Consider the following 20,050-nt stretch of genomic DNA (forward strand, 5'->3'; position numbering starts at 1 on the left):
CGCACAAAGCCAATGGAGGCAAACCACCTCTGATGGCTGCTTAACCTCTACTTTTAACTTCGGTTATTTATGGGAGGATTACCTTATCTATTGAGATTAATAACCTTTAATCTCTAAATTCTTTGGTAACTTAATAGCAGATTTATATCTTTCCATTGCAAGTAATCTTTTAGACATAGGTCACCTATAATGTAAAGATTTTTATTTTTCTTGGGCTTTAGGCAGAAAAAACTGGTTATTTGCAGGATCATTACTTAGAGGTCAACGGGCAGACGAACATCATGACTTTAATTCAGTCAGCCAAACTGAATGGTCTGGATCCGTATGCCTAGTTCAGTGATGTGTTAAAAAGACTACCAACACATAAAATGAAAGACATCGAAGAGCTACTACCACATATGTGGAAGCCTGTTTGAGTCAAGTGGGTTTAATCAAATGCTTACATTTATCGAATAAAAACTGAATCTCTCTAGATGATTAACATTATTTAGTTTATTATTCATTTATTCTGATTTATAAATAACAAATCAATTTTTGGAATAAATATGGATATCAAGGGGTTAAAGGTTTTTAATGCTGTTATTGAAACAGGAAGTTTTTCAGGGGCAGCTCAGAAACTTCATTGTGTTCAGCCCAATATTACTTCACATATCAATAAATTAGAAAGTCTATTAGGTGTAAGATTATTGGTTCGATCTCCTAAAGGTATTTGTCTAACCGCTGAAGGTGTTAAACTTAAAAAATATAGCGATCAGATCTTAGATCTTGTAGATGCAGCATCGGATGATCTTAGTTCTGACAATAATACATTACAGTCATGTCCACTTGATATCGGCATTCTACAAACTGTTAACCAACGTAATCTTATTGATTGTATCCAGCATCTAAACAATAAAACGAAACAACCATTATCAATAAAAACTATGTCTTTAAACCATTTAAAATCAGAATTGATCGCTGGAAATATTGATTGTGGATTAATTAATGAAGAATTAATTCATCCTTGTATCTATAATATTCCTTTATGGAAAGAAACGGCTGTACTTTGTTATAACAATAAATTATTTCCACCACTTACCCAATATTCTAAAGAAATTAATCTTATCGCTTATCCAAAGGGTTGCTATTACCGCCAAATTGGTGAGAAAATTTTATTAAATCAAAATATTAATTTCACAACAATTGATTTCGACAATATTGACAATATATATCAGGCAGTTCTCAATGGTTTAGGGTATGCAGTGTTACCCCATAGTTATATTGAGAGAATGAATAATGATCTTATTACTTTACAAGAGATCCATGATACTGATAGCTCAGTACAAATATGGTTCTCATGTCAAAATCGTTACTTATATAATTTTAAAGAGCTTTATTTACTTCATGACATTCTTATTCACAATGTTTCAGCTAGATGTTAGGTTAATAAGGAAGATCATGTTCTTCCTTATTATTAAAGAAATATAAAATTAAATAGATTTACTTTTGTACCATTCATCTACAAGTGTACTGACTAATTTTTGCATTGAGAGAGGACGTCCCATACCTACACCTTGCCCTGCCCAAAGCGACATAAATTCCGCATTATTTTGTTCTTTTGCCCATTTACGTATAGGCCCAGATAATGCATTCTGAATAGGATAAATTGGTACTGTCTCATTATTTGCCAACTCTCTCATAAATTGATTCTCAATCCCTCTAGCAAGTTTACCTGAGAATGTTTGAGTCAGTTTGGTATCATGACCAGATGAGCTTAGTAATTTATTACGATATGCTGGCGATAAATTAGCTTCATCACAAAATAAAAATGCTGTGCCTAACTGAACCATATCAGCACCAATAGATTGCAGTGCTGCTATAGTTTGTCCAGTCATAATCCCACCAGCAGCGATTAATGGTAATTTTACTTTAGCTTTTGTTTCTATAAGCAGAGGCAATAAAGCCATTCCTCTATCTTCGGATTTTAAAAACATACCTCGATGGCCGCCAGCTTCAACGCCTTGTAAACAAATTGCATCAGCTCCTATAGCCTCCCATGCTAGGGCTTCTTGTACAGTAGTTGCTGTGCCAATGACAAAACATCCTTGCTCATGCAAATTTGTAATTTGTTGTTTATTAAGAATACCAAATGTAAAGCTTGCGATCTCTGGCCGTAATTGCAAAAGGACATCAAACTGTTCACTAAATTTTGGAGCAAATTTAGTAGGTAGCTCTAATGGTGGTAAATTTAGAGAGGTATGTAATTTCTGTAACTTCTCGATATCCAACTTATCCCAATCATGTTTAGGATGATCATTGATGATGAATAAATTAATATTAAAAGGTTTATTCGTAAGCTGACGTATCTTTTCAACGGTAGATTTAATCGCAGAGGGTTCAAGCATCCCCGCACCTAATGATCCTAAAATCCCAATTTCACATGCTTGAGCAACCATTTCCGCAGTTGTTATTCCTGCCATGGGAGCCTGAATAATTGGATACTTAAATTGGAATCTCTCAGTAATCATTTTTGCATGTCCTGATAAAATCATTATCTAACTCCTATAACATTTAATTCTGATTACTTAGGGTTTTAATAAACCTTGAGGTATACGAGGGAATAAAGTTGCTTGGCGTATATCATTTACTCCCATAAAGGTTGCAACAAGCCTATCAAAACCAATTGAAAAACCTGAATGAGGTACACAACCGTGACGACGTATATCAACAAACCAAGCGAATTCATCCAAGTCATGGCCAAAATATTCTAGATTTGCTTTGAGTTCTTCATAGTCAGAAACTCGTGTACCACCACCAACTATCTCACCTTGTCCCATATGAGAAAAGAGATCATTCGATGGGCTTAAATCATAGTTATCTGTACTATGAGCGAACCAAAAGTTTTTTAGACTCATTGGAAAATCAGTTATAAAATATGGTACTTTTACATGTTTACCAATTGCATTGTTATGCTCTTCTGTATAATCATTTCCATAATCAAATAAGTATCCTAATTCGTTAAGTAAAGTTACAGACTCATCATACGTAATACGTGCAAATGGTTTCAGTAACTGATCCAAATGTTCTGTCCCTAACTGAGCTTTTGCATATAAATCGGTATGCTTTTTGAGTTTTTCTGCGATAAAGTGGATTAAGTCCTGTTCCATTTGCATAATTTCATCATTACTAGCCCATGCCAAATCTACTTGCAATTGCCAAATTTCAACCAGATGTATACCTGTTGCATCAGTTTCTCGTCGAAAAGAGGGATTTAATGCATAGACTCTTTCTACCCCACTAACTAGCGCATCAGCATACATCCATGGACTTTGGATAAGAGTCGCAACCTGTTTTCCGTAATAAGGAAACGTAAATACATCACCACTACAAACACAAGATGCATTTGTTAAAATTGGGGTTTGAACCAACATACAATTTTGATCATCCAAAAATTCAAAAGCATATTTTCTAACAAGATGGCGAAACTCTGCTGTAGCTCGAAAGAAATTATTACGTATGCCTAAGTGTCGATGTTCAAGGTCTTTGTAGTTATATTGATTAATATCGATAGGTAATGGCTCTGCTGTATGCAATACATTTAAAGTACATAAAGGATCTTTTTCTGAAATATCACCATTTAATTGTACTATTGATTGTAATGGCAAGTTTTCTAAAAAATGATCTTTATCATCTACACGCCAATTATGTATTTGGTTATTTTGTCGAATCGAGACATTAAAAATCCCTTTTTCCAATAATTGAATTTGTTCAATCCAACCTGCCGCGACCAATTGTTGTTGTGTATTTCTTAGATTTTGCATGTGATACTCCTGATACTATTAGATGGTTAAAATCACTTCATGTTTATTGAATAATTCAGTTAAAAAATCATTACTAATACATTCCGCATATGGAGATATATGCTTCAAAGGTTCTGTTGACCATATAAAATGTGGCTGGTTCGTGAAACTACGGCTAAATATGGATTCTGCAACCAATAAAACTACATCGTTCTTAATTCTAATTTCTTGATACTTTTCAATAGCATTTAAGCTTGTCAAAATAACTAAACGGCTCATAAGAAAAATGCCTTATCATATCGATTGATATATGCTGAAAATTGCTCATTCGTTAGAAATTGCACTGGAAATTTTGTTCCATATTCCTCAAGCCCCCTTTGATCCAAATCGGATTTTCGCACAACCAAAGGAACATCACTTTCTACTAAAAACTTGTATTGATTAGAAAAATTATAAAACGGACTACTATGATCATGATGTAGAAGATAGACAGCATCATGCCAAAATGCAAAACTCACATCGGTATCACTACTAATAGAAAGTGCCATTCGAGCAACTTGCATGTTTATATCAGACATAGCTGGACTTTGACTAAGAACAAATAAAGCGGATACATTCATTTGGAGTCTCCTCCAAAGAAGATGATGCGATCTGCCATATTGTATTGCTCTGCAAACGTCATCATATTTTCTATTTGGATTCCTTCCTGAACATTGCTCTCATCTAATCCAGAAAATTTAGCCATGTTGACGCAAGTAGATACTGTTGCACCTTGAGCAATTAGTTTTCTTAAGCGAATAATATGGTTCTTTATGCTTTGTGTCTGAATAGCATTGTAGATCCCATTACCAATTAAAAAGATGTTGACCTGAAGCCCTTTATCCAAAAAGACCTTAGCCATTTCTAATGCGGCTAATGTGCGACTTTCCCTAGGCCCACAAGCGAGTACAAAGAAAATATTTTTCAATACATGATCCTCATTTCAATTAAAACTACAAATAGTAAGGTTAAAAAACTACTACTGATAAAAAGGAACCTCAAATCTGGTTTGTACCAAGAGTTATCTCCAAGAGTTGCATTCACAGTTAAGTTGATGACTGAACTTGGGGAAATAATGAGTGATTGCACCCAATAACACAGCCAAAGGGTTATAATTATGGGAAGGCTGATTTCATTCGTTAACGGACTAATTAAAGGTGCAACGATACAGAAAGGAATGATGGGATGTAGCCCTATTCGACATACCAAGGGCATAACAATTAGTAATAAAATACAAATTAGAAAGCTAGTTAAATACACTGGTATTTGTGAAAAAATGCCTATTTGTATACCTTCAAAGATATCATAAAGACGTATTGCTAATATGCCACAGGCAATGAATAATATGAGTTCAGGTAGGAGCTTTGTCTGAGCTATATTGATTAATTGAAATAAATCTGAGTGGTTATTAATGATACTGCTAGAAAACCAAGTGATAAAACATGCGATAAATATTGATTGAGAATATGGTTTATGCAGAATAATACTCAATGTTAATAATGTACCGAGAAAAATAATAACAGGTAATAGACTCTTCCACCTATTTATGTTTGTGATTGAAATGTCAGGTGGAGTAATTTCTTTAATGATGTTTATATTATTACTGAACAAATGATTTGATCTATAAGCATTTAATCCAATTAGTGCAATCATAATAACGATGGCAAATAGACTTATAGACATTACACTGAACCAACTAATCGCTGGAAACATGCTTAATGTTAATAGTACAGGCGCAGAAGTAGGAGCTAAAAGGTTAGCTGTAGCAACTCCGCGAGCAACAATATTGGGTATTTCTCTATTGTTTGTCAGTTCTTTCTTACTTAAACCTGCCAACAAGATTGGTATAGTACCCATGTTAAATATAGGTGATATACCAACTGATACACCAAGTGTTATCCAAGGGCGACGATGTTGAGTCAGCCACTGTGAGAGTATCTGACTTATCGCACTATTAGCAATTGCACTTCTCAGGAGATTCAGTGATACCAACATAATTATGACATCTACATATGGCATGAGTTTATGCCATACCGTTGTCCAGTGATTAGGTAAAATGACTGCAAGTATTAATATGAATAGTGCTATCTTTCCACTACGCAGTTTTATCCATGACCAGTGTTGTGTAAATAGAATAGTTAATAATATAAAAACTGCTAGAAGAGCTTGCTCAGGAGCAAAAATTCGCAGCAATGCTAATAATAGCCATAATCCAGAACGTAAATTAATTATCATGTTTTAATCGCTGAGAGATACCATACATTAGTGCTTTACTAGTAAGTGCGGAACCTGCAATAAATTGGCACTTGGGACCTATTCTTTTCATAGCGGCATAGCCACCGAAGAACAGCCCAGGTACACTAGACATACAATTTTCATCTAGTAACGGAAAACCATCTGAACTCTTTATTTGATGTTGTAAATCACTTAAGGGCTTTATTTTATTGATCTCATATTTATAACCAGTGCCAAGAATTAAGTGGTCTACATACTCACATTGCCCACTACGTGCTTTAAGTTCTAATTTTCCATCGGATAAAACATTGGCTTGTATTAAATCGAATTTTGGAATTATTTTTAGCTTATCCCATTGATTAATCAACTTCATTTTTGGCTCAGTAGTTCCTTTTAATAAATAGGATAAGAACCGCTTTTGTATAAATGAAGGTAGACGATAAACAAAACTATCAGCATTCTTAGAACACCATTTGTAGAGATGATTTCCTGGTGAATGTAAATTACGAAAGATGAGATTGCTATCACGAATTAATAATTTTACTTGTGCCCCACTATCAATAGCTAGTATTGCATGTTCAGCAGCACTTTGACCTGCGCCTATTACTGCAATTTTATAATCTTTGGATAAGGTGTTCGGAATATTTGTATCACTTGAATGTGTGAAATTTTTACTAGGAATTTGACGTAAAATTTTTGGAATATTCTCCATTCCTTTAAGACCAGCACACCAAACCAAATTACGACATTTTACAGTTTGGTATTGATCCGCCATTCGTAGTTGTACATTGTAGCTATTGTCCTGATAGTCTACTTTTTCAGCAGTAAATGGTAATGGAGTTAGATTTTGTTTTGTGACGAAGTAATTGAAATACGCTAAAGCTAGAGGCATCGAAACAGGTTGATCAATTGGAACACCAATACACTGAGCAAAGCTTATAAAGTCCATGTCATTTATAGGTGTATTGATACCTGATGCAGCAGCAGGAGAGCGGAGATCATTTGGCAAAATATGATATAGCCAAAAGCTGAATGGTTCGCCAAGCCACAAGTAATTTAAACCAGCATGTTCAGCATGTGCTGCTAAAGAGGCTCCACTAGGCCCAGCACCAACAATAACCAAATCATATGAATTTTCTATTGGAAGCTTTTTCGTTTGTACTTCTAAAGAATCTAAGCCACGTTTAGAGCAGTTAAATGTCAATGATAAACTACCAAGAGTTCCCAATGCAATAATAGGAAAAAATTTACCAGATTCGGAGAGAACACGTTTATCGAGAGTTCTAAGTTTTTGGTCTCTGATATTAGATGGTATATGATTAATAATGCGTTGTTCGATATTTAATGCAGTTAGTGACTCAATGGTAAGTTCATCATAGCCTTCAATCAAAATAAGGCTATTTTTATCTACCCATTTACGATGATGATCAACAATAAGCCATCCTTCACCTTGATTAACACTCAATACTATAGCCAATTTATTTAATATAACTTTTTGTCTTTGCATGTCAGCCATTTTAGCTCTTTCCATTGGTTAAACTTTTGCTCTAAATTTTTATAACAATCAGAAATTCAGTATCATTTATTCTTTGATCAACACATCCATATTCATTTTTCTGACAAAATAAATAGATATCTTTGACAACGTCTAAATGATCAGTTATAACTTCTAGATTTTTCAGATCAGAATTATTTTTAAGCATCCTCTTAATCCTTAATATTGGAATAGGACATCTTAGCCCCTGCAGATTGATACGCCCTAAATCCATATTTTCCATAAAATCCTCATATCGTGATCAATTAAATAAAATATGATTATCAATATTCATTTATGACTAAATTTACAAACTCAACCTCGCCCTTATTTAATTTTTTTAAATGATCTCTGATATATTTTTCCATTACAATTTCAGGTTGTGATAATGGCAAAGGTAGTTCTTTTTCAGATATATGAATAAATCCACCAGTTGTATCTTCAATATATTGTTCTTTGTAATAATCAATATGAGATATGATTTCAATTAGTGCGGAAACAACACAATCTATATCTTCTACAGTGTTGTATAGTCCAAGACTAATGCGAACCATACCTTTATATCGATCAATATAAGCATCAACTTGCTCTTCAGGTAAATCTATGTCATCAGCCATGCTCCAAAGTTCTTCTCGTATGAGTGAACGTACATATGGATGAGCACAAAAGCATTGATTCCTGACAGCAATACCAAAGTAATCATTGAGAATAATTGCTGTGAGTTTATGTGGTAATTTATTAATATTGAAAGAAATAACCCCAACACGATTATGAGGATCTAAATTGCCATATACTGTAATTTGAGGAATCTCGGCTAATTTATTTAACAAATATTGAGTAAGAGATTGTTCTTTTGCTTGAACATTATGCATCCCCACTCTTCGTAGGGTGTTAGCTGTAACACCAAGCATAATACTACCAACAATATTAGGTGTCCCAGCTAATTCTCGGTCAGGGTAAATATTTGAAATGGCATAATCACTTAATGAAACATCAGTAACCATTCCTCCCCCTAAATCGATAGGTTTGGATGAATCTAATAGAACTTTTTTAATGATTAAAACACCTGGTGAGGATGGCGCATACATTTTATGTCCAGCCAAAACCAACGCATCTGCCTTGCATATGGCTAAATCAATAGGCATATGCGGTCCCATTTGTGCTGCATCTATAATGATATAGCTATCATAGCTATGAGCTAATTTAGCTATTTTTTCAATTGGGTTAATGATACCTGTAACATTACTCACTCCAGTAACAGCTACATACGATACATCTTTTGTCTTTAATTCTTGTTCAAGTTTCTCAATATCGATTCCTCCAAGACCAGTTGGTGTATCAAGTAAAGATAAATGTGTTACCTCACTTCGTTGTCTATGTGGTAAATCATTAGAGTGATGTTCCATCAAAGAAACAAGCACACGAGGCTTTGGATTGATTTGTCGTAATATTTGAGATGCTCGATTAATTGCTGCTGTTGCGCCACTACCCAAAAATATACATGTATAAATCTCAGGATCTGCATTAACCAGTTTCAGAATTTCATTAGCAGACCACTCAAAAAGTTGAGTCGATATTTTTGCAGAGTTATGGCTATCACTATGAACATTTGCATAGTACTTTAGATAATCATTAATAAAATTTACGGAAGGTAGGAATGCCAAACTTGATGCTGTTGAATCCAAATAGCATTGTCGAATGTTCGTTCCCAATCTTGTTGGATATTTTGTTTCCAATCCTATAAAAAGGTTTCTAATTTGATCCAGATTTATCATAGATTTATTCACCACATAATATAAAATATTTTAGGCACAACAAAAGCAATTTAAATTACACATAATTACTGCAAAAAAAATCCAGCAAAAATTAGTGTGACAATTATTAACACCACTATTAAAAATATGGAAATAAATAAAAATTATAGACCTATAAAAATTACTTAATTGACAGGTCTTTATATGATCTTTAATTTTACTTCTGTTTTAATACATCAAACGATTTTCTTTGATATTTATTCAAACAAAATCAAATATACAAGCAAGCATAAATATTTATTTTATGTACTTTTAAACAAAAATTTAAATGGTAGTACCTATGAGGCTTATAATATCACCAACATCTCCATATTCCCGCAAGGCAAGAGTACTACTACGTGAAAAAGGTTTAGAAGCTATAGTTACAGAAGTAATAACAAATGTTTATGAGTCAAATCTGGTTACAAAATACAACCCTCTTGGGCGAGTTCCAGTTTTGAAAGATCAGTCACTTAATATTTATGACAGCATCATAATATGTCAATATTTAAATAATTATCAACCTGATATTAAAAAATCAATCTACTCATTATCTAATAGTACATGGGAAGATCAAATACGTGTAGCACTAGCAGATGGAATAATTGATAGTGCCTTACAATTAGTTATAGAAAGCAGACGACCTATTGAATATCAGTCTTCAATGATTATTGAACGTCATACTGCCCACATTCTTCGTGGGCTTCAGGCTTGTGAAGAACAAATCAGTGAATATAAAATCAAATTTGATATCCCAGAAATCGGTTTAGCATGTGCACTTTCCTATTTAAATTTCAGATTACCAAATATTAACTGGGGGAGTAAATATCACGAACTTTACGAATGGTTTGAAAAAGTTAAACAATATAAATCCATGAAAGAAACAGAGTTCACAATACTATAATTTTTTGTTTATAGGTTTATTAACCAAAGAAATGGAGGAAATTAATTTAAACTTACTAAAATATTTTATAGAACAATATTTTTAAGTATTTTTTGTGAATTAATCAACTCCATTTTATTCAAGGAACATATATGAACAAGGTGAGAATTGCTATTATTGGTATGGGGCCTAGAGGTCTTAGTATATTAGAACGGCTTAATGCAATATACAAAATTTCAGATCAGAATCTTAAGTTTGAGTTGCACTTAATAGATCCTCGTGTTTATGGGCAAGGTATTCATACTTCAGAGCAATCAGATCATCTTTTGGTAAATACCATAGCCTGCCAAATAACAATGTTTAGCGATGATTCGGTAACAGATGCTGGACCAATTATTCCAGGTTTATCTATTCTTGAATGGGCAAGGCAGCATGGATACCGAGAATTAAATAATAAATTTCTTTATTTAGGCAATCATATCTGTAATGAAATCAATGCTAATGCTTATTTACCACGTCGTATGTTAGGTGAATATTTATCTTGGGTTTATCGTGAACAAATCAATCAATTACATCCAAATATTAAAATAATTCGTCATCAACAACTTGCATACAATATTGATTCAATGGATGATGGCCAGCAGATTATCACATTGGCGAATGGGTATACTTTTCATGCTGATAAAGTATTTATTACAACAGGTCATGGAGAAAATACACCATCACCACAAGATTTGATGTACCTCAAATTTGTTCAGGAGGTTGCAAAAACCAACCACAAAGCTGATTTTATTAGAAATATTACAAATACTTATTCGTTACATCACATTAGTTCAGAAGCTGTCGTTGCAATTGAAGGTATAGGCCTCACAACATATGACCTAATTTCTCAACTAACCGAAGGTCGATCTGGAAAATTTATAAAAAATACAGATGGTACCTTGAAATATCTTCCCTCTGGTGAGGAACCACATATCCTAGTGTATTCTCGCTATGGCTTACCATATGCAAGTAGAGGAATAAATCAGAAAGGTGCACATGGACAATATCAAGCTCGTTTTTTTACAACCAATGCAATTGATAAATTACGTATAGCTAATCAACAAAATAGAGGCAATGGGCAACTTGATTTTGAGCAGGAATTGCTTCCAATTTTGTTGAAAGAAATGTGTTATGTATATCGATGTACTATAGATAAGAAATGGTACGATATAGAAGCTTATGTGCCTACATCTGATGACTTTACCAAGATTGAGCAAATTTTCTTTGGAAAATTACCAAGTTTGCAAAACTATGAAGCATTCAAGGAATACGCAATAAACTATCTGCAAACAGATATTGAAGATGCCTTAAAAGGGAACATTGATGGTGCTATTAAAGCAACAACAGATATTATTAGGGATATTCGGGATTGTTTACGTTATGCTGTTGATTATGCAGGATTAACACCAACATCACATAAAATATTTATTGAACAATATTGTCCTATTATGAATCGAATTGCTGTTGGACCTCCTGTTATACGTAGCCAACAACTATTAGCTTTACTAAATGCTGGAGTTATTGAATTTGCTTGTGGTCCAAAAGGGCGTGTTGAACTTAATTACCAGACAAGTCGCTTTAACATTATTAGTGAATTTTCTGATGGCTCATATACGAGTAGTGCTGACATTCTAATAAAAGCAAGAACAGATACTTTCTATCCAGCATTAGATAAATCTCCATTCATTGCGAACCTATTAAAGAATGGCACAATCCAACCTTTCTTTAATGGTGATTATCATCCAAGTGGTATAGCAATAAGTCATCATCATCATCCTATCAATAAAAATGGTGATGAAGTGAAGGCACTTTGGGCCCTAGGAAATATAGTTGAAGGAGCAAACTTCTATACTTATGTCTTACCTCGCCCAGGCGTCAACTCACGTGCAATTAGAGATGCAGGTAAATGTGTCTTAGAACTCTTTGAACAATTAGAAACCCATGAAGTAGTTGCCGCCTCAAAAGTAAAGAACAGTCAAGAGCTAATCGAAACTCTCTAATACTAAGTAACCAGCTGAGTTAAAGAGAGATTTATATGTGTCTTCCATTAGATAAATAGGTAAATTATGAAACAAGTAGTTATTACTGGTGCAAGTCAAGGAATTGGTCAAGAAATTGCTAAACTATTTTTGAATCAAGGATATATCGTACATAATATTTCTCGTCATGCACCACAATATTCACATCCTAATTTACGCCATTGGCAAGCAGATATGCTTTATTATGATCAGCTTGAACAAGTAATTCATCAAATTGGTTCATTTGATGTTCTAATTAATAATGCAGGTTATATGAATACGCTTACGGCAAGCTCATATACATGGAATGAAATGCATAACATCATGAATGTGAATTTGATTCACACAATACAATTGAGCATTGATGTTGCAGAAAATATTTTTAAAATACAGCAATCAGGCCGTATTATAAGTATTGCCTCAATTGCAGGGCAAATTGGACACCCTGATATTTGGTATGGCATTTCAAAAGCAGGATTGATTAATGGGATGCGTAGTATGGCTCGAAGTCATGCTCAGCATAATATTCAAACTTTTAGTATTGCGCCAGGTCCCGTTGAAACAGAAATAATGAAAAAGATCCCATTTGAGAGACAAAAACGTTTAAAGGAAGCAACCTTAAATCACAAGTTTTGCCAAGTACAAGAGATTGCCAATACAGCTTTGTGGCTAGCTGATAAGGCACCAAATTGTTTAAGTGGTGAAGTATTTGATTTAAATAATGGAGTGAATTATCGTTAATTATACCAAGAAACTGCTATATTTATTGAACGTTAAGACAGTTAAATCAAGTACATATATCGTATTGGCATATATGTTCAGTATGATATGCTTGATCTATTTTCTATATTCAATCAAAATTATAAGTGAATATAAATAAAAAATATTTATTTTCAATAAAATCAACAATGTAGATGAATTCAATTTCTATTTAAGAAATTTTTTCATAGATTATTAAAATATAAGTTTGGATTTGGTATCCAATATTGCTGATCACCAAGCCTCACTTCAAAGCCATCATCCAGCACCCTAAAATTAATACTATCCATATGATTAAAAATAGATTTATCCAAATTATGGAAATACATCAATCCTAACTTTATCCACTCTAGTGCATTAAAATTTTCCTCTGGGACTTTCATAATGGCTAACAGTTGTTTTTCCAGTTTCTTCATATTACTTTTCTCTGTTATTTTTTCATCTAGTACCCATGACGTATCAAGGTTCGTATCATAATTCTTGTTTAAAAAATTAAGAAAACCAACAATAGCGGAAGCTTGTCCAGGGGACTTAAATAAGTAATATTTTACGTGCCACATTGTTGGTAAATCTAAGCGTGATTGACTTACCAACAGCATTAAAGCAGATGCTGGTTTCATGGCTAAACGGGCAGAACGTATACTTGTTTTCCCTAAATCCATTTTATTTATTAAAACCTGATAGTAGTTCTGAAGAATTTGGGCTGAAAGTGATGAATCTGGACATGAGTTTGCCAGTTTTCTCAGTTGGTCAAATTCAGAACAGTGACCTTTAGATTGTGTATCTATATGCAGATAATGCACTGCAACCAACCACCGGATGGGCAGCTCATATTTGCGTAAACCACTTGTCCTTAGTCGATGTAATAAAGGCGCATAATCTGGGATCTGATCTCTCCAAAGATTATTGGTCTTTTCAAAAAACTGAATATGTTTATGAATTAGCAATGCAGCCTTATGTGGTCCTACCTCATGATCAAGCCAATTCATATATTCTTCAAAGTAACCTTTAAGACTTGGATTCACTAATGTATTAACTAGTTCCTTAATCCTATTGCCCAATATTCTTCGCCATGAACATGATTCACAATATTTTCCACATCCAGCAGGAATTTGTTGCTGACAGGTTAAGCATTGAAGTGGTGGACAGCTTAAACATTTTTTACAAAGCATTTTGCCTGACACAGCATCCTGTTCAACCGACCTATATCTTCTACAACTTTGGCATGTCTGGTAATCACGGGTTGCACACTTTGGGCAAACTCTTAAATTATCCTCAAAACGGCTGATACGAGACAAACGTTGTGATGCCACGCCACATCGCTCACAAGCTTGAAACTCTCTAAAATAAACTGAACAGCTATTACAAACAGGTCCTTGTGCCGTTATTTTTCCTAATGGATATTCTATACGTTGACATAGAATACACGGGCGATTAGTTTCACATTTTTGGCAAACAGCCAATTGATCAGTTTTGTGCAATCTTGAGCTTTTACCACATGATGGGCAATCCCGTTTTTTAAAAACTCGTACATAGCATTTATGGCAATAGTTACGCTGTTTATAGCATCGGTGTATCTTTTCAACCGCATCACCACATTCATCACACTGAGGCATGGCGTTTCCCTCCGAGCGTTATCCTAATTTTCTTTTTAATCTCAAAAACTTTCGTATTACAGCTTCCTTACTTTTAGGTTTTAGGGTATCAACCAATGCTCTCTTTGGAGGGTAGTTCCGATAAACTGAGCCTAACTGTTCTTCAATAGGTCTTAATATGGCTGGCAACTGGTTTCTCTTATCCCAAAATGAAGATCTGTTCATATTTAAAGATTGTGCTGTTTCAATAAATTTTTCTAGGGGAATGATGAGTAATTGATAAATACAGGAAAATAGCCGCTCTCTCTCGATAACTGGAAGTTGACTAACAACCAATCCATTCGAGATAAACTCAGAATGGGGCATCTGAATTTTGAGCTGTTCAAGAAAAGCCCATCCTTTTCCATTTATTGAGCCAGCTAGAACTTTTCTAATAAATTGTAAAAATAACTTAATCACCGTTAACCAATCATTTAGTGAAATCAACTTGTCTTGATAGGTTGCATAGCCTTGTTCCAAGAATTGACCAAAGACTTTTTGGAATGCCAGGGCATGACAATTCATAAAGCATTCATTAACTTCCAATAGGTTTTTTTTACATATTGAACAGCAAGTCATAACCTGATCAGGGGCTTCAAGTCGTCTAGGTTGAATGGCATTATGACAATGCGGACATTGATCATATAAACGCTGATTATGTTTAATACAGCCTGTATGCCAGGCAAAGCGCCAGTGTAAACGGAAATAGGCAACACCATCCTCAGACAAACACTTAGGACAATATTGCCAGCCACCTCGATGCTTACGGTTTCTTGTACCTAATACCAGATACCATGAATCAAGGGTTCCATTATCCAAGTTATATTTAATTAAGAAATTGCGAAGCGTAGCAGAATCAAATTGGCTTTCATCAATTTTTGTTGTAGTGGCCAAGGTTCGTAAATGCTCTGAGCTTAAACCTCGATCTACATCTACTGACCAAATTCGCCATTTGGGCCAGAGTACCCCAGTTAGACTTAATGGGTCACAACCACTATCAAGTGCAGCACGTATCAACCATGAAGACAATGCCTCATCTTTCTGTAAAGTCGTGGGGATAAACCATGAATGGACTTCTGTTGTACCTATCATACCCAGCCCTCCACATAGCTTATTTCACACTTTCTAGTAAGCTACGGTCGATAAACTCCTGACCAGAAACAATAGCTTTCTTTGCAGCTTCCCGTAAAATCGTTCGCAGATTACCTAAATTTCCATCGGTAATATCATGTAGATATTTTACTGTTGCTGGCTCAGCTAGTTTTGAAGCCTGTTTGAGTGGAAGAACTTTTTCAAACTTATTTACCATGGCTTGAAAGTCCTTATCTAGTTTCCATAAGGGCAAATTAACCACACGAAAACGACTTACATGCTGTGGATCAGTACGCAGGACACTAATCGCTTCTTCTGTACCAAACCCGACAATGGGTATCTGTGTTTCATTACACAAATACTTAATTGCATTCATTACAGTTCTTTGCTTAATCGGGCTGCCACATAATAAAGAATTCATTTCGTCGATAATGAGGAGTTTTACCTCGTAAAGTTTAAGGCAATGGACCACTTGGTAACGTAGCTTCGCAACGGGGTCTCTTTCTCGAAAGGGAACCCAGAACTTATCAAGAATAGCCATATACAAAGCTTTTTCATCAGGTGAAACAGGTGCCTGCACAATAATTACAGGTTTTACTGCATTATTTTCTGCATTGATATGACCCTCCCCATACAGCTTAAAGAACTGATTAATAATTGAGGTCTTACCATTATTTGGCTTACTCAATACCAGTAAGTTGGGCATACGGCTCCGCTTCGGAAGTGTCAGGAATCCTTTCAATTGGTCTAGTAAGTCATTGGCTGCTGGATACCCAATCCATCGGTCCTCTTCCAGGAAGTAGAGCCTGTCCTCAATAGACTGTTCCACAATAGGGCGAAACTCTTGAAAAACATGTGAATAGTTACTCATGAAATATCCTCATCATTTTCCAGTTCATCGAGAGGCAATAAACCATATACGCTTTCAAGCTGTTGCTCCAAAATCGTACTCTCTTGTTGATGTTTTTTGCCCTGAATTGATGCAGGGTTAACACTCATTTGGTGTTGGGTACTGCGCTGACGTGATCTGCGAGCCCGTCGAGTTTTAGTGCTTGCTTCCTGAACACGTTCCCTAAGTTTAGCTAGAGCCTGTCCAAGTTCATGATCTTTTAGATATTCGCCAGTTTCCTTCTTTAGTTCCTGAATCTTTTTGTGTTCCCAAATACTAAATGGCGGAATACTTTGATCCGCTAAAGGTACCTTAAAATAATTTTTGATTTCGGGATCAAAGAACCATATCTCACTAATATTTCTTGGATCACGCCTAAAGATAAATTTACGTTTTTCCTTTTGATTATAGGGGTCTACAGCATTAATCCAACCTCTTAATACATCAGCATAATAAGCAAGGCCATCAATTGTTACACCTGTTGTTTGAATCGTCCTTTCAAAACTTGGTAGAAAATCAAGAAAGAAATTATGATCATTTGCAGGCAATCTGGCAGCTCCAGAACCTAACGTGTTTTTATCGCCAAAGATACCCAACTCAAAAGCATGTAGTGGAGAAGTACCTAAAGCAGAGTGTTTTCTTTTGTGGTAAACATTACAGATAAAATCAATTAGCCAGTCCTCAAATTCGGAAAATGTGAAAACTGCTTCCGTATCTGAGTTATAGCCTTTTCTTTCAAAAATATTTGAAAAAGTTGTTCCTGGAACTGCGTGAATATCCGTTGCAAATGTTCCCATCAAACGTTCAATGTGCCCACCAAAACGTGGTTTTTTAACTGGTCGGTATTCCAGACGAATATCATGTGCCATACAGGCATTTCTGAAAGTTTCTGAGTGAAACTCAGGTCCATTATCGACATGAATGGTGTTCATAATTCCCCAGACAGGCCATTCAGCTTGAATCTTGCGCGAAGCTAGCCATTTCTCTTTGGGCAGTACAGCTTGAGAAACGCTCATTGCAATCGACATAACAGAGGGAGCATCTAATGATAAGTAATATCCCACAACTACCCTTGTACGCACATCAATTGCCAATGTAAGAAAAGGTCGTCCTATAGGGCACCTGCTAAAATCATCAACCAGAATAAGATCAACGGGTGTATGGTCAATCTGTACAACGGCAAGTGGATAATCAGCATGAGGGAATTTCCCTGCGGCAGGTGTAAATTTGTTATCGGCCTTTTCCTTATACCCCCTCTTACGAAGAGAGTCTCTCTGGCTAATCGCTGCAATACGATTTCTTACTGTATTGGCATGAGGCACCTCTAGGATATGGTATTCATGACATAAGCGTTTCACTTCAAGTACAACTTTTTGAACACTTATTCTTTGATTAGTTAGGTATAAATCGTTGATGGCTTTTTCAATGATTGCTTCAGCATGTTTATTAATTATCTTCTTGCCTTGTGGCAATCCCTCTTTTCTAGGTCGCAATCCATCAATAGTTCCATATGCTTTATAAATTTTTAACCATCTATATATGGTGGCTGGATTTATATCATGTTCCTGAGCACGTAATTCTACTTCCTTACGACCACTCACACCTCCCTCAATGAAAGGACGGATGATGTTGAAACGCCTTTCAGCCTCAATCCAGTCTTTATCAGCGATGAGCTCTAGATCTTCATGTTGTTCCACAGCTATTGACGGCCTTAATTCACTGATAGCCGCAACATTTTTCCTACCTGTATTATTGTTTTCAACAAAAACTGATTTCAGGTCAATGACTTCAATAATCGTATGGGGAATCCCTTTTATCTGAACAGGCTCCCCAGCAGCTATTTTGATATTCACACGTCTATCATTCATGACAAACTCCCACTTACCCAAAGTTCAGTAGATGGCTGTAAAGGTGCATTTAAATCGCAAACCAGATAACCATGAGCAACTAAATACCAAATTTGACTAATTCCATTTGCTCTGTCCCATTTGCCAAGGAAATGTCTGGCTAATAGAGTCTCAAAAGTTACGGCTCCTCGATCTCTCACATAAGCCAATAGGTGCATTGAATCGGCAGGAGGAAATTCCATCTTTCGGTACTTTTGTAAAAACATGGCATTCGACCATAACTGATCCCGAATCCGACCCTCATGTGCAATATGAAATTTCCAACCCTCTTCTTTGCATACCCTCATGGCAGCACGATATCTAGCTTTCCATAAATGTAAATTAACTTGCAATTCATCTATAGGTTTTACTTCAACCAGTTTAGGTGCAATAAATGGAAGAAAATCATCATGCTTATAAGTTACGAGAAAGTCAGGGGTATAAACTCGTTTCTGTCCATTATCAAAATACTCAATGGTAAAGGGTTGAGACTCAACAGCAAGAACATTAGGGTCAACCTCTAATCGAATGAGAAAATCGCGTTCCAATGTTGATTCAAAGGCCACTGCGGAATCTTTTTTAAAAGGGTATAAACCAGATACACTAATGCGTGTATTACCAATTTTTCTTCGAGCTGGTACGATGTTAACGGTGTCGCATGATTGATTGTTCATTCTAGGTTCCGTTGCATAGTTCTTTATAAAATTTGTCGCATAGTTCTTTGTAAAATGGGGTCTAAGTCATTGAGCCTAAATCATATTGTCGCATAGTTCTTTGGAAATGACAGTGGTTCTCAACCCAAACCCGGCGAAATCACCTTAGCGCATCTGGGTGTTTTATTTTTGGATGAATTACCGGAATTTGATCGCAAGGTTCTCGAAGTTCTGCGCCAACCACTGGAATCCAAAGAGATCGTGATTTCACGCGCAGCGCGACAAATGACTTTTCCTGCAAATTTTCAGTTTATAGCCGCGATGAACCCTTGCCCTTGTGGTTATGCCTTTAATCAGGATAGTCGTTGCCAATGTTCTCCAGACAGCATTCAACGCTATCAAAATCGAATTTCAGGACCTTTGTTAGATCGGATTGATTTACATATTGATGTTCCACCTTTACAGGCACAAGAATTACAGGATCGTACCCCAACCGAAAACTCTGACACGGTACGACAACGCGTCATCCATGCTTATGAAAAACAGATCCAAAGACAAGATTGTTTAAATCAGGCGCTCTCTCCCAAATTATTGGAACAGCATGCCTTATTAGATGACAGCTCGACCAAAATTATTGAAATGGCACAACAGCGGCTCAACCTTTCTGCTCGTGCCTATCACCGGGTGTTAAGAGTGGCTCGAACCATTGCAGATTTAGCCGAAAATGAATTCATCAGTAGCAGCCATATCACTGAAGCCTTGTCCTACCGTGGTCAGCAAAGCTAAAGAAGCGGCCTCAAGGCCGCTTTTTTTT

18 protein-coding genes and 2 pseudogenes are annotated in these 20,050 nt (G+C 35.5%); 6 read left to right on the top strand and 14 right to left on the bottom strand.

Going from position 1 to position 20,050, the window contains the following annotated elements; translation table 11 throughout:
* Positions 1–211: 211 nt before the first annotated feature.
* Together MN869_RS19260 and MN869_RS19265 are read left to right on the top strand one after the other, a co-directional pair.
* A pseudogene (locus MN869_RS19260) lies at positions 212–416 on the top strand (transposase domain-containing protein); the annotation flags it as partial.
* A 129-nt stretch (positions 417–545) separates the two neighbouring features.
* Positions 546–1,421, top strand: a complete 876-nt coding sequence (locus tag MN869_RS19265) for a LysR family transcriptional regulator (RefSeq protein WP_004756399.1) — start codon at positions 546–548, stop codon at positions 1,419–1,421.
* Positions 1,422–1,469: 48 nt separating this feature from the next.
* Here MN869_RS19265 and MN869_RS19270 read toward each other — a convergent pair whose 3' ends face one another.
* The 9 genes from MN869_RS19270 to MN869_RS19310 are packed head-to-tail and all read right to left on the bottom strand — an operon-like array spanning position 1,470 to position 9,362.
* On the bottom strand, positions 1,470–2,531 hold the full coding sequence (locus MN869_RS19270; RefSeq protein ID WP_004756400.1) for a nitronate monooxygenase: 1,062 nt from the start codon (positions 2,529–2,531) through the stop codon (positions 1,470–1,472).
* A 33-nt stretch (positions 2,532–2,564) separates the two neighbouring features.
* Positions 2,565–3,800, bottom strand: coding sequence for an asparagine--tRNA ligase (locus MN869_RS19275; RefSeq protein WP_004756402.1), 1,236 nt, complete (start codon positions 3,798–3,800; stop codon positions 2,565–2,567).
* Between the two features lie 18 nt (positions 3,801–3,818).
* Positions 3,819–4,058, bottom strand: coding sequence for a hypothetical protein (locus tag MN869_RS19280; protein ID WP_004756404.1), 240 nt, complete (start codon positions 4,056–4,058; stop codon positions 3,819–3,821).
* On the bottom strand, positions 4,055–4,399 hold the full coding sequence (locus tag MN869_RS19285) for a DsrE family protein (protein ID WP_004756406.1): 345 nt from the start codon (positions 4,397–4,399) through the stop codon (positions 4,055–4,057). The genes MN869_RS19280 and MN869_RS19285 overlap by 4 nt, the downstream gene beginning before the upstream one ends.
* The gene (locus MN869_RS19290; protein WP_004756408.1) at positions 4,396–4,746 is read right to left on the bottom strand and encodes a DsrE family protein; all 351 of its coding nucleotides are present in this window, start codon (positions 4,744–4,746) and stop codon (positions 4,396–4,398) included. The genes MN869_RS19285 and MN869_RS19290 overlap by 4 nt, the downstream gene beginning before the upstream one ends.
* Entirely contained in the window at positions 4,743–6,053 is a 1,311-nt protein-coding gene (locus tag MN869_RS19295; RefSeq protein WP_004756409.1) for a hypothetical protein, read from the bottom strand. Before MN869_RS19295 ends, MN869_RS19290 begins: the two co-directional genes overlap by 4 nt.
* On the bottom strand, positions 6,043–7,569 hold the full coding sequence (locus tag MN869_RS19300; RefSeq protein WP_004756411.1) for an NAD(P)-binding domain-containing protein: 1,527 nt from the start codon (positions 7,567–7,569) through the stop codon (positions 6,043–6,045). Before MN869_RS19300 ends, MN869_RS19295 begins: the two co-directional genes overlap by 11 nt.
* Positions 7,570–7,600: 31 nt before the next feature.
* Complete coding sequence (locus MN869_RS19305; protein ID WP_004756412.1) at positions 7,601–7,831, bottom strand: sulfurtransferase TusA family protein; 231 nt, start codon at positions 7,829–7,831, stop codon at positions 7,601–7,603.
* 40 nt (positions 7,832–7,871) lie between these two features.
* The gene (locus MN869_RS19310) at positions 7,872–9,362 is read right to left on the bottom strand and encodes an aminotransferase class V-fold PLP-dependent enzyme (RefSeq protein WP_005329741.1); all 1,491 of its coding nucleotides are present in this window, start codon (positions 9,360–9,362) and stop codon (positions 7,872–7,874) included.
* Between the two features lie 307 nt (positions 9,363–9,669).
* On the opposite strand from MN869_RS19310, the gene MN869_RS19315 reads away from it, so the two are divergent.
* From MN869_RS19315 to MN869_RS19325, 3 genes are all read left to right on the top strand, one after another.
* A complete protein-coding gene (locus MN869_RS19315) occupies positions 9,670–10,284 on the top strand; it encodes a glutathione S-transferase N-terminal domain-containing protein (RefSeq protein ID WP_227540289.1) in 615 nt (204 codons plus the stop codon).
* A 131-nt stretch (positions 10,285–10,415) separates the two neighbouring features.
* Positions 10,416–12,305 (top strand): FAD/NAD(P)-binding protein, encoded by a 1,890-nt coding sequence (locus tag MN869_RS19320; RefSeq protein ID WP_005329743.1) that lies wholly within the window; start codon positions 10,416–10,418, stop codon positions 12,303–12,305.
* A gap of 66 nt (positions 12,306–12,371) precedes the next feature.
* Positions 12,372–13,064 (top strand): SDR family oxidoreductase, encoded by a 693-nt coding sequence (locus tag MN869_RS19325; RefSeq protein WP_004756429.1) that lies wholly within the window; start codon positions 12,372–12,374, stop codon positions 13,062–13,064.
* Between the two features lie 203 nt (positions 13,065–13,267).
* Here the strand turns inward: MN869_RS19325 and MN869_RS19330 are convergent, their stop codons facing one another.
* The 5 genes from MN869_RS19330 to MN869_RS19350 are packed head-to-tail and all read right to left on the bottom strand — an operon-like array spanning position 13,268 to position 19,257.
* Positions 13,268–14,698 (bottom strand): hypothetical protein, encoded by a 1,431-nt coding sequence (locus MN869_RS19330; RefSeq protein ID WP_004756430.1) that lies wholly within the window; start codon positions 14,696–14,698, stop codon positions 13,268–13,270.
* A gap of 18 nt (positions 14,699–14,716) precedes the next feature.
* Complete coding sequence (locus tag MN869_RS19335) at positions 14,717–15,808, bottom strand: TniQ family protein (protein ID WP_004756433.1); 1,092 nt, start codon at positions 15,806–15,808, stop codon at positions 14,717–14,719.
* 19 nt (positions 15,809–15,827) lie between these two features.
* The gene (locus tag MN869_RS19340; RefSeq protein ID WP_004756436.1) at positions 15,828–16,679 is read right to left on the bottom strand and encodes a TniB family NTP-binding protein; all 852 of its coding nucleotides are present in this window, start codon (positions 16,677–16,679) and stop codon (positions 15,828–15,830) included.
* Entirely contained in the window at positions 16,676–18,565 is a 1,890-nt protein-coding gene (locus tag MN869_RS19345; RefSeq protein ID WP_004756438.1) for a Mu transposase C-terminal domain-containing protein, read from the bottom strand. The genes MN869_RS19340 and MN869_RS19345 overlap by 4 nt, the downstream gene beginning before the upstream one ends.
* Positions 18,562–19,257 carry a heteromeric transposase endonuclease subunit TnsA gene (locus MN869_RS19350; protein WP_004756440.1) on the bottom strand — a complete coding sequence of 232 codons (696 nt, stop codon included), beginning with the start codon at positions 19,255–19,257 and terminating at the stop codon, positions 18,562–18,564. The genes MN869_RS19345 and MN869_RS19350 overlap by 4 nt, the downstream gene beginning before the upstream one ends.
* Before the next feature lie 114 nt (positions 19,258–19,371).
* Between MN869_RS19350 and MN869_RS19355 the strand changes: the two are divergent.
* Positions 19,372–20,022: pseudogene (locus tag MN869_RS19355) on the top strand (ATP-binding protein); the annotation flags it as partial.
* Between the last annotated feature and the right edge of the window lie 28 nt (positions 20,023–20,050).

Source organism: Acinetobacter sp. NIPH1876 (genome assembly GCF_022808535.1).
Classification (GTDB): Bacteria; Pseudomonadota; Gammaproteobacteria; order Pseudomonadales; family Moraxellaceae; genus Acinetobacter; species Acinetobacter higginsii.

What these genes read in the sequence shown, in the direction of transcription:
- MN869_RS19265 (WP_004756399.1), top strand. Translation starts at nt 546, where the DNA reads ATGGATATCAAGGGGTTAAAGGTTTTTAATGCTGTTATTGAAACAGGA.
- MN869_RS19270 (WP_004756400.1), bottom strand. Translation starts at nt 2,531, where the DNA reads ATGATTTTATCAGGACATGCAAAAATGATTACTGAGAGATTCCAATTT.
- MN869_RS19275 (WP_004756402.1), bottom strand. Translation starts at nt 3,800, where the DNA reads ATGCAAAATCTAAGAAATACACAACAACAATTGGTCGCGGCAGGTTGG.
- MN869_RS19280 (WP_004756404.1), bottom strand. Translation starts at nt 4,058, where the DNA reads ATGAGCCGTTTAGTTATTTTGACAAGCTTAAATGCTATTGAAAAGTAT.
- MN869_RS19285 (WP_004756406.1), bottom strand. Translation starts at nt 4,399, where the DNA reads ATGAATGTATCCGCTTTATTTGTTCTTAGTCAAAGTCCAGCTATGTCT.
- MN869_RS19295 (WP_004756409.1), bottom strand. Translation starts at nt 6,053, where the DNA reads ATGATAATTAATTTACGTTCTGGATTATGGCTATTATTAGCATTGCTG.
- MN869_RS19300 (WP_004756411.1), bottom strand. Translation starts at nt 7,569, where the DNA reads ATGGCTGACATGCAAAGACAAAAAGTTATATTAAATAAATTGGCTATA.
- MN869_RS19305 (WP_004756412.1), bottom strand. Translation starts at nt 7,831, where the DNA reads ATGGAAAATATGGATTTAGGGCGTATCAATCTGCAGGGGCTAAGATGT.
- MN869_RS19310 (WP_005329741.1), bottom strand. Translation starts at nt 9,362, where the DNA reads ATGATAAATCTGGATCAAATTAGAAACCTTTTTATAGGATTGGAAACA.
- MN869_RS19315 (WP_227540289.1), top strand. Translation starts at nt 9,670, where the DNA reads ATGGTAGTACCTATGAGGCTTATAATATCACCAACATCTCCATATTCC.
- MN869_RS19320 (WP_005329743.1), top strand. Translation starts at nt 10,416, where the DNA reads ATGAACAAGGTGAGAATTGCTATTATTGGTATGGGGCCTAGAGGTCTT.
- MN869_RS19325 (WP_004756429.1), top strand. Translation starts at nt 12,372, where the DNA reads ATGAAACAAGTAGTTATTACTGGTGCAAGTCAAGGAATTGGTCAAGAA.
- MN869_RS19330 (WP_004756430.1), bottom strand. Translation starts at nt 14,698, where the DNA reads ATGCCTCAGTGTGATGAATGTGGTGATGCGGTTGAAAAGATACACCGA.
- MN869_RS19335 (WP_004756433.1), bottom strand. Translation starts at nt 15,808, where the DNA reads ATGATAGGTACAACAGAAGTCCATTCATGGTTTATCCCCACGACTTTA.
- MN869_RS19340 (WP_004756436.1), bottom strand. Translation starts at nt 16,679, where the DNA reads ATGAGTAACTATTCACATGTTTTTCAAGAGTTTCGCCCTATTGTGGAA.
- MN869_RS19345 (WP_004756438.1), bottom strand. Translation starts at nt 18,565, where the DNA reads ATGAATGATAGACGTGTGAATATCAAAATAGCTGCTGGGGAGCCTGTT.
- MN869_RS19350 (WP_004756440.1), bottom strand. Translation starts at nt 19,257, where the DNA reads ATGAACAATCAATCATGCGACACCGTTAACATCGTACCAGCTCGAAGA.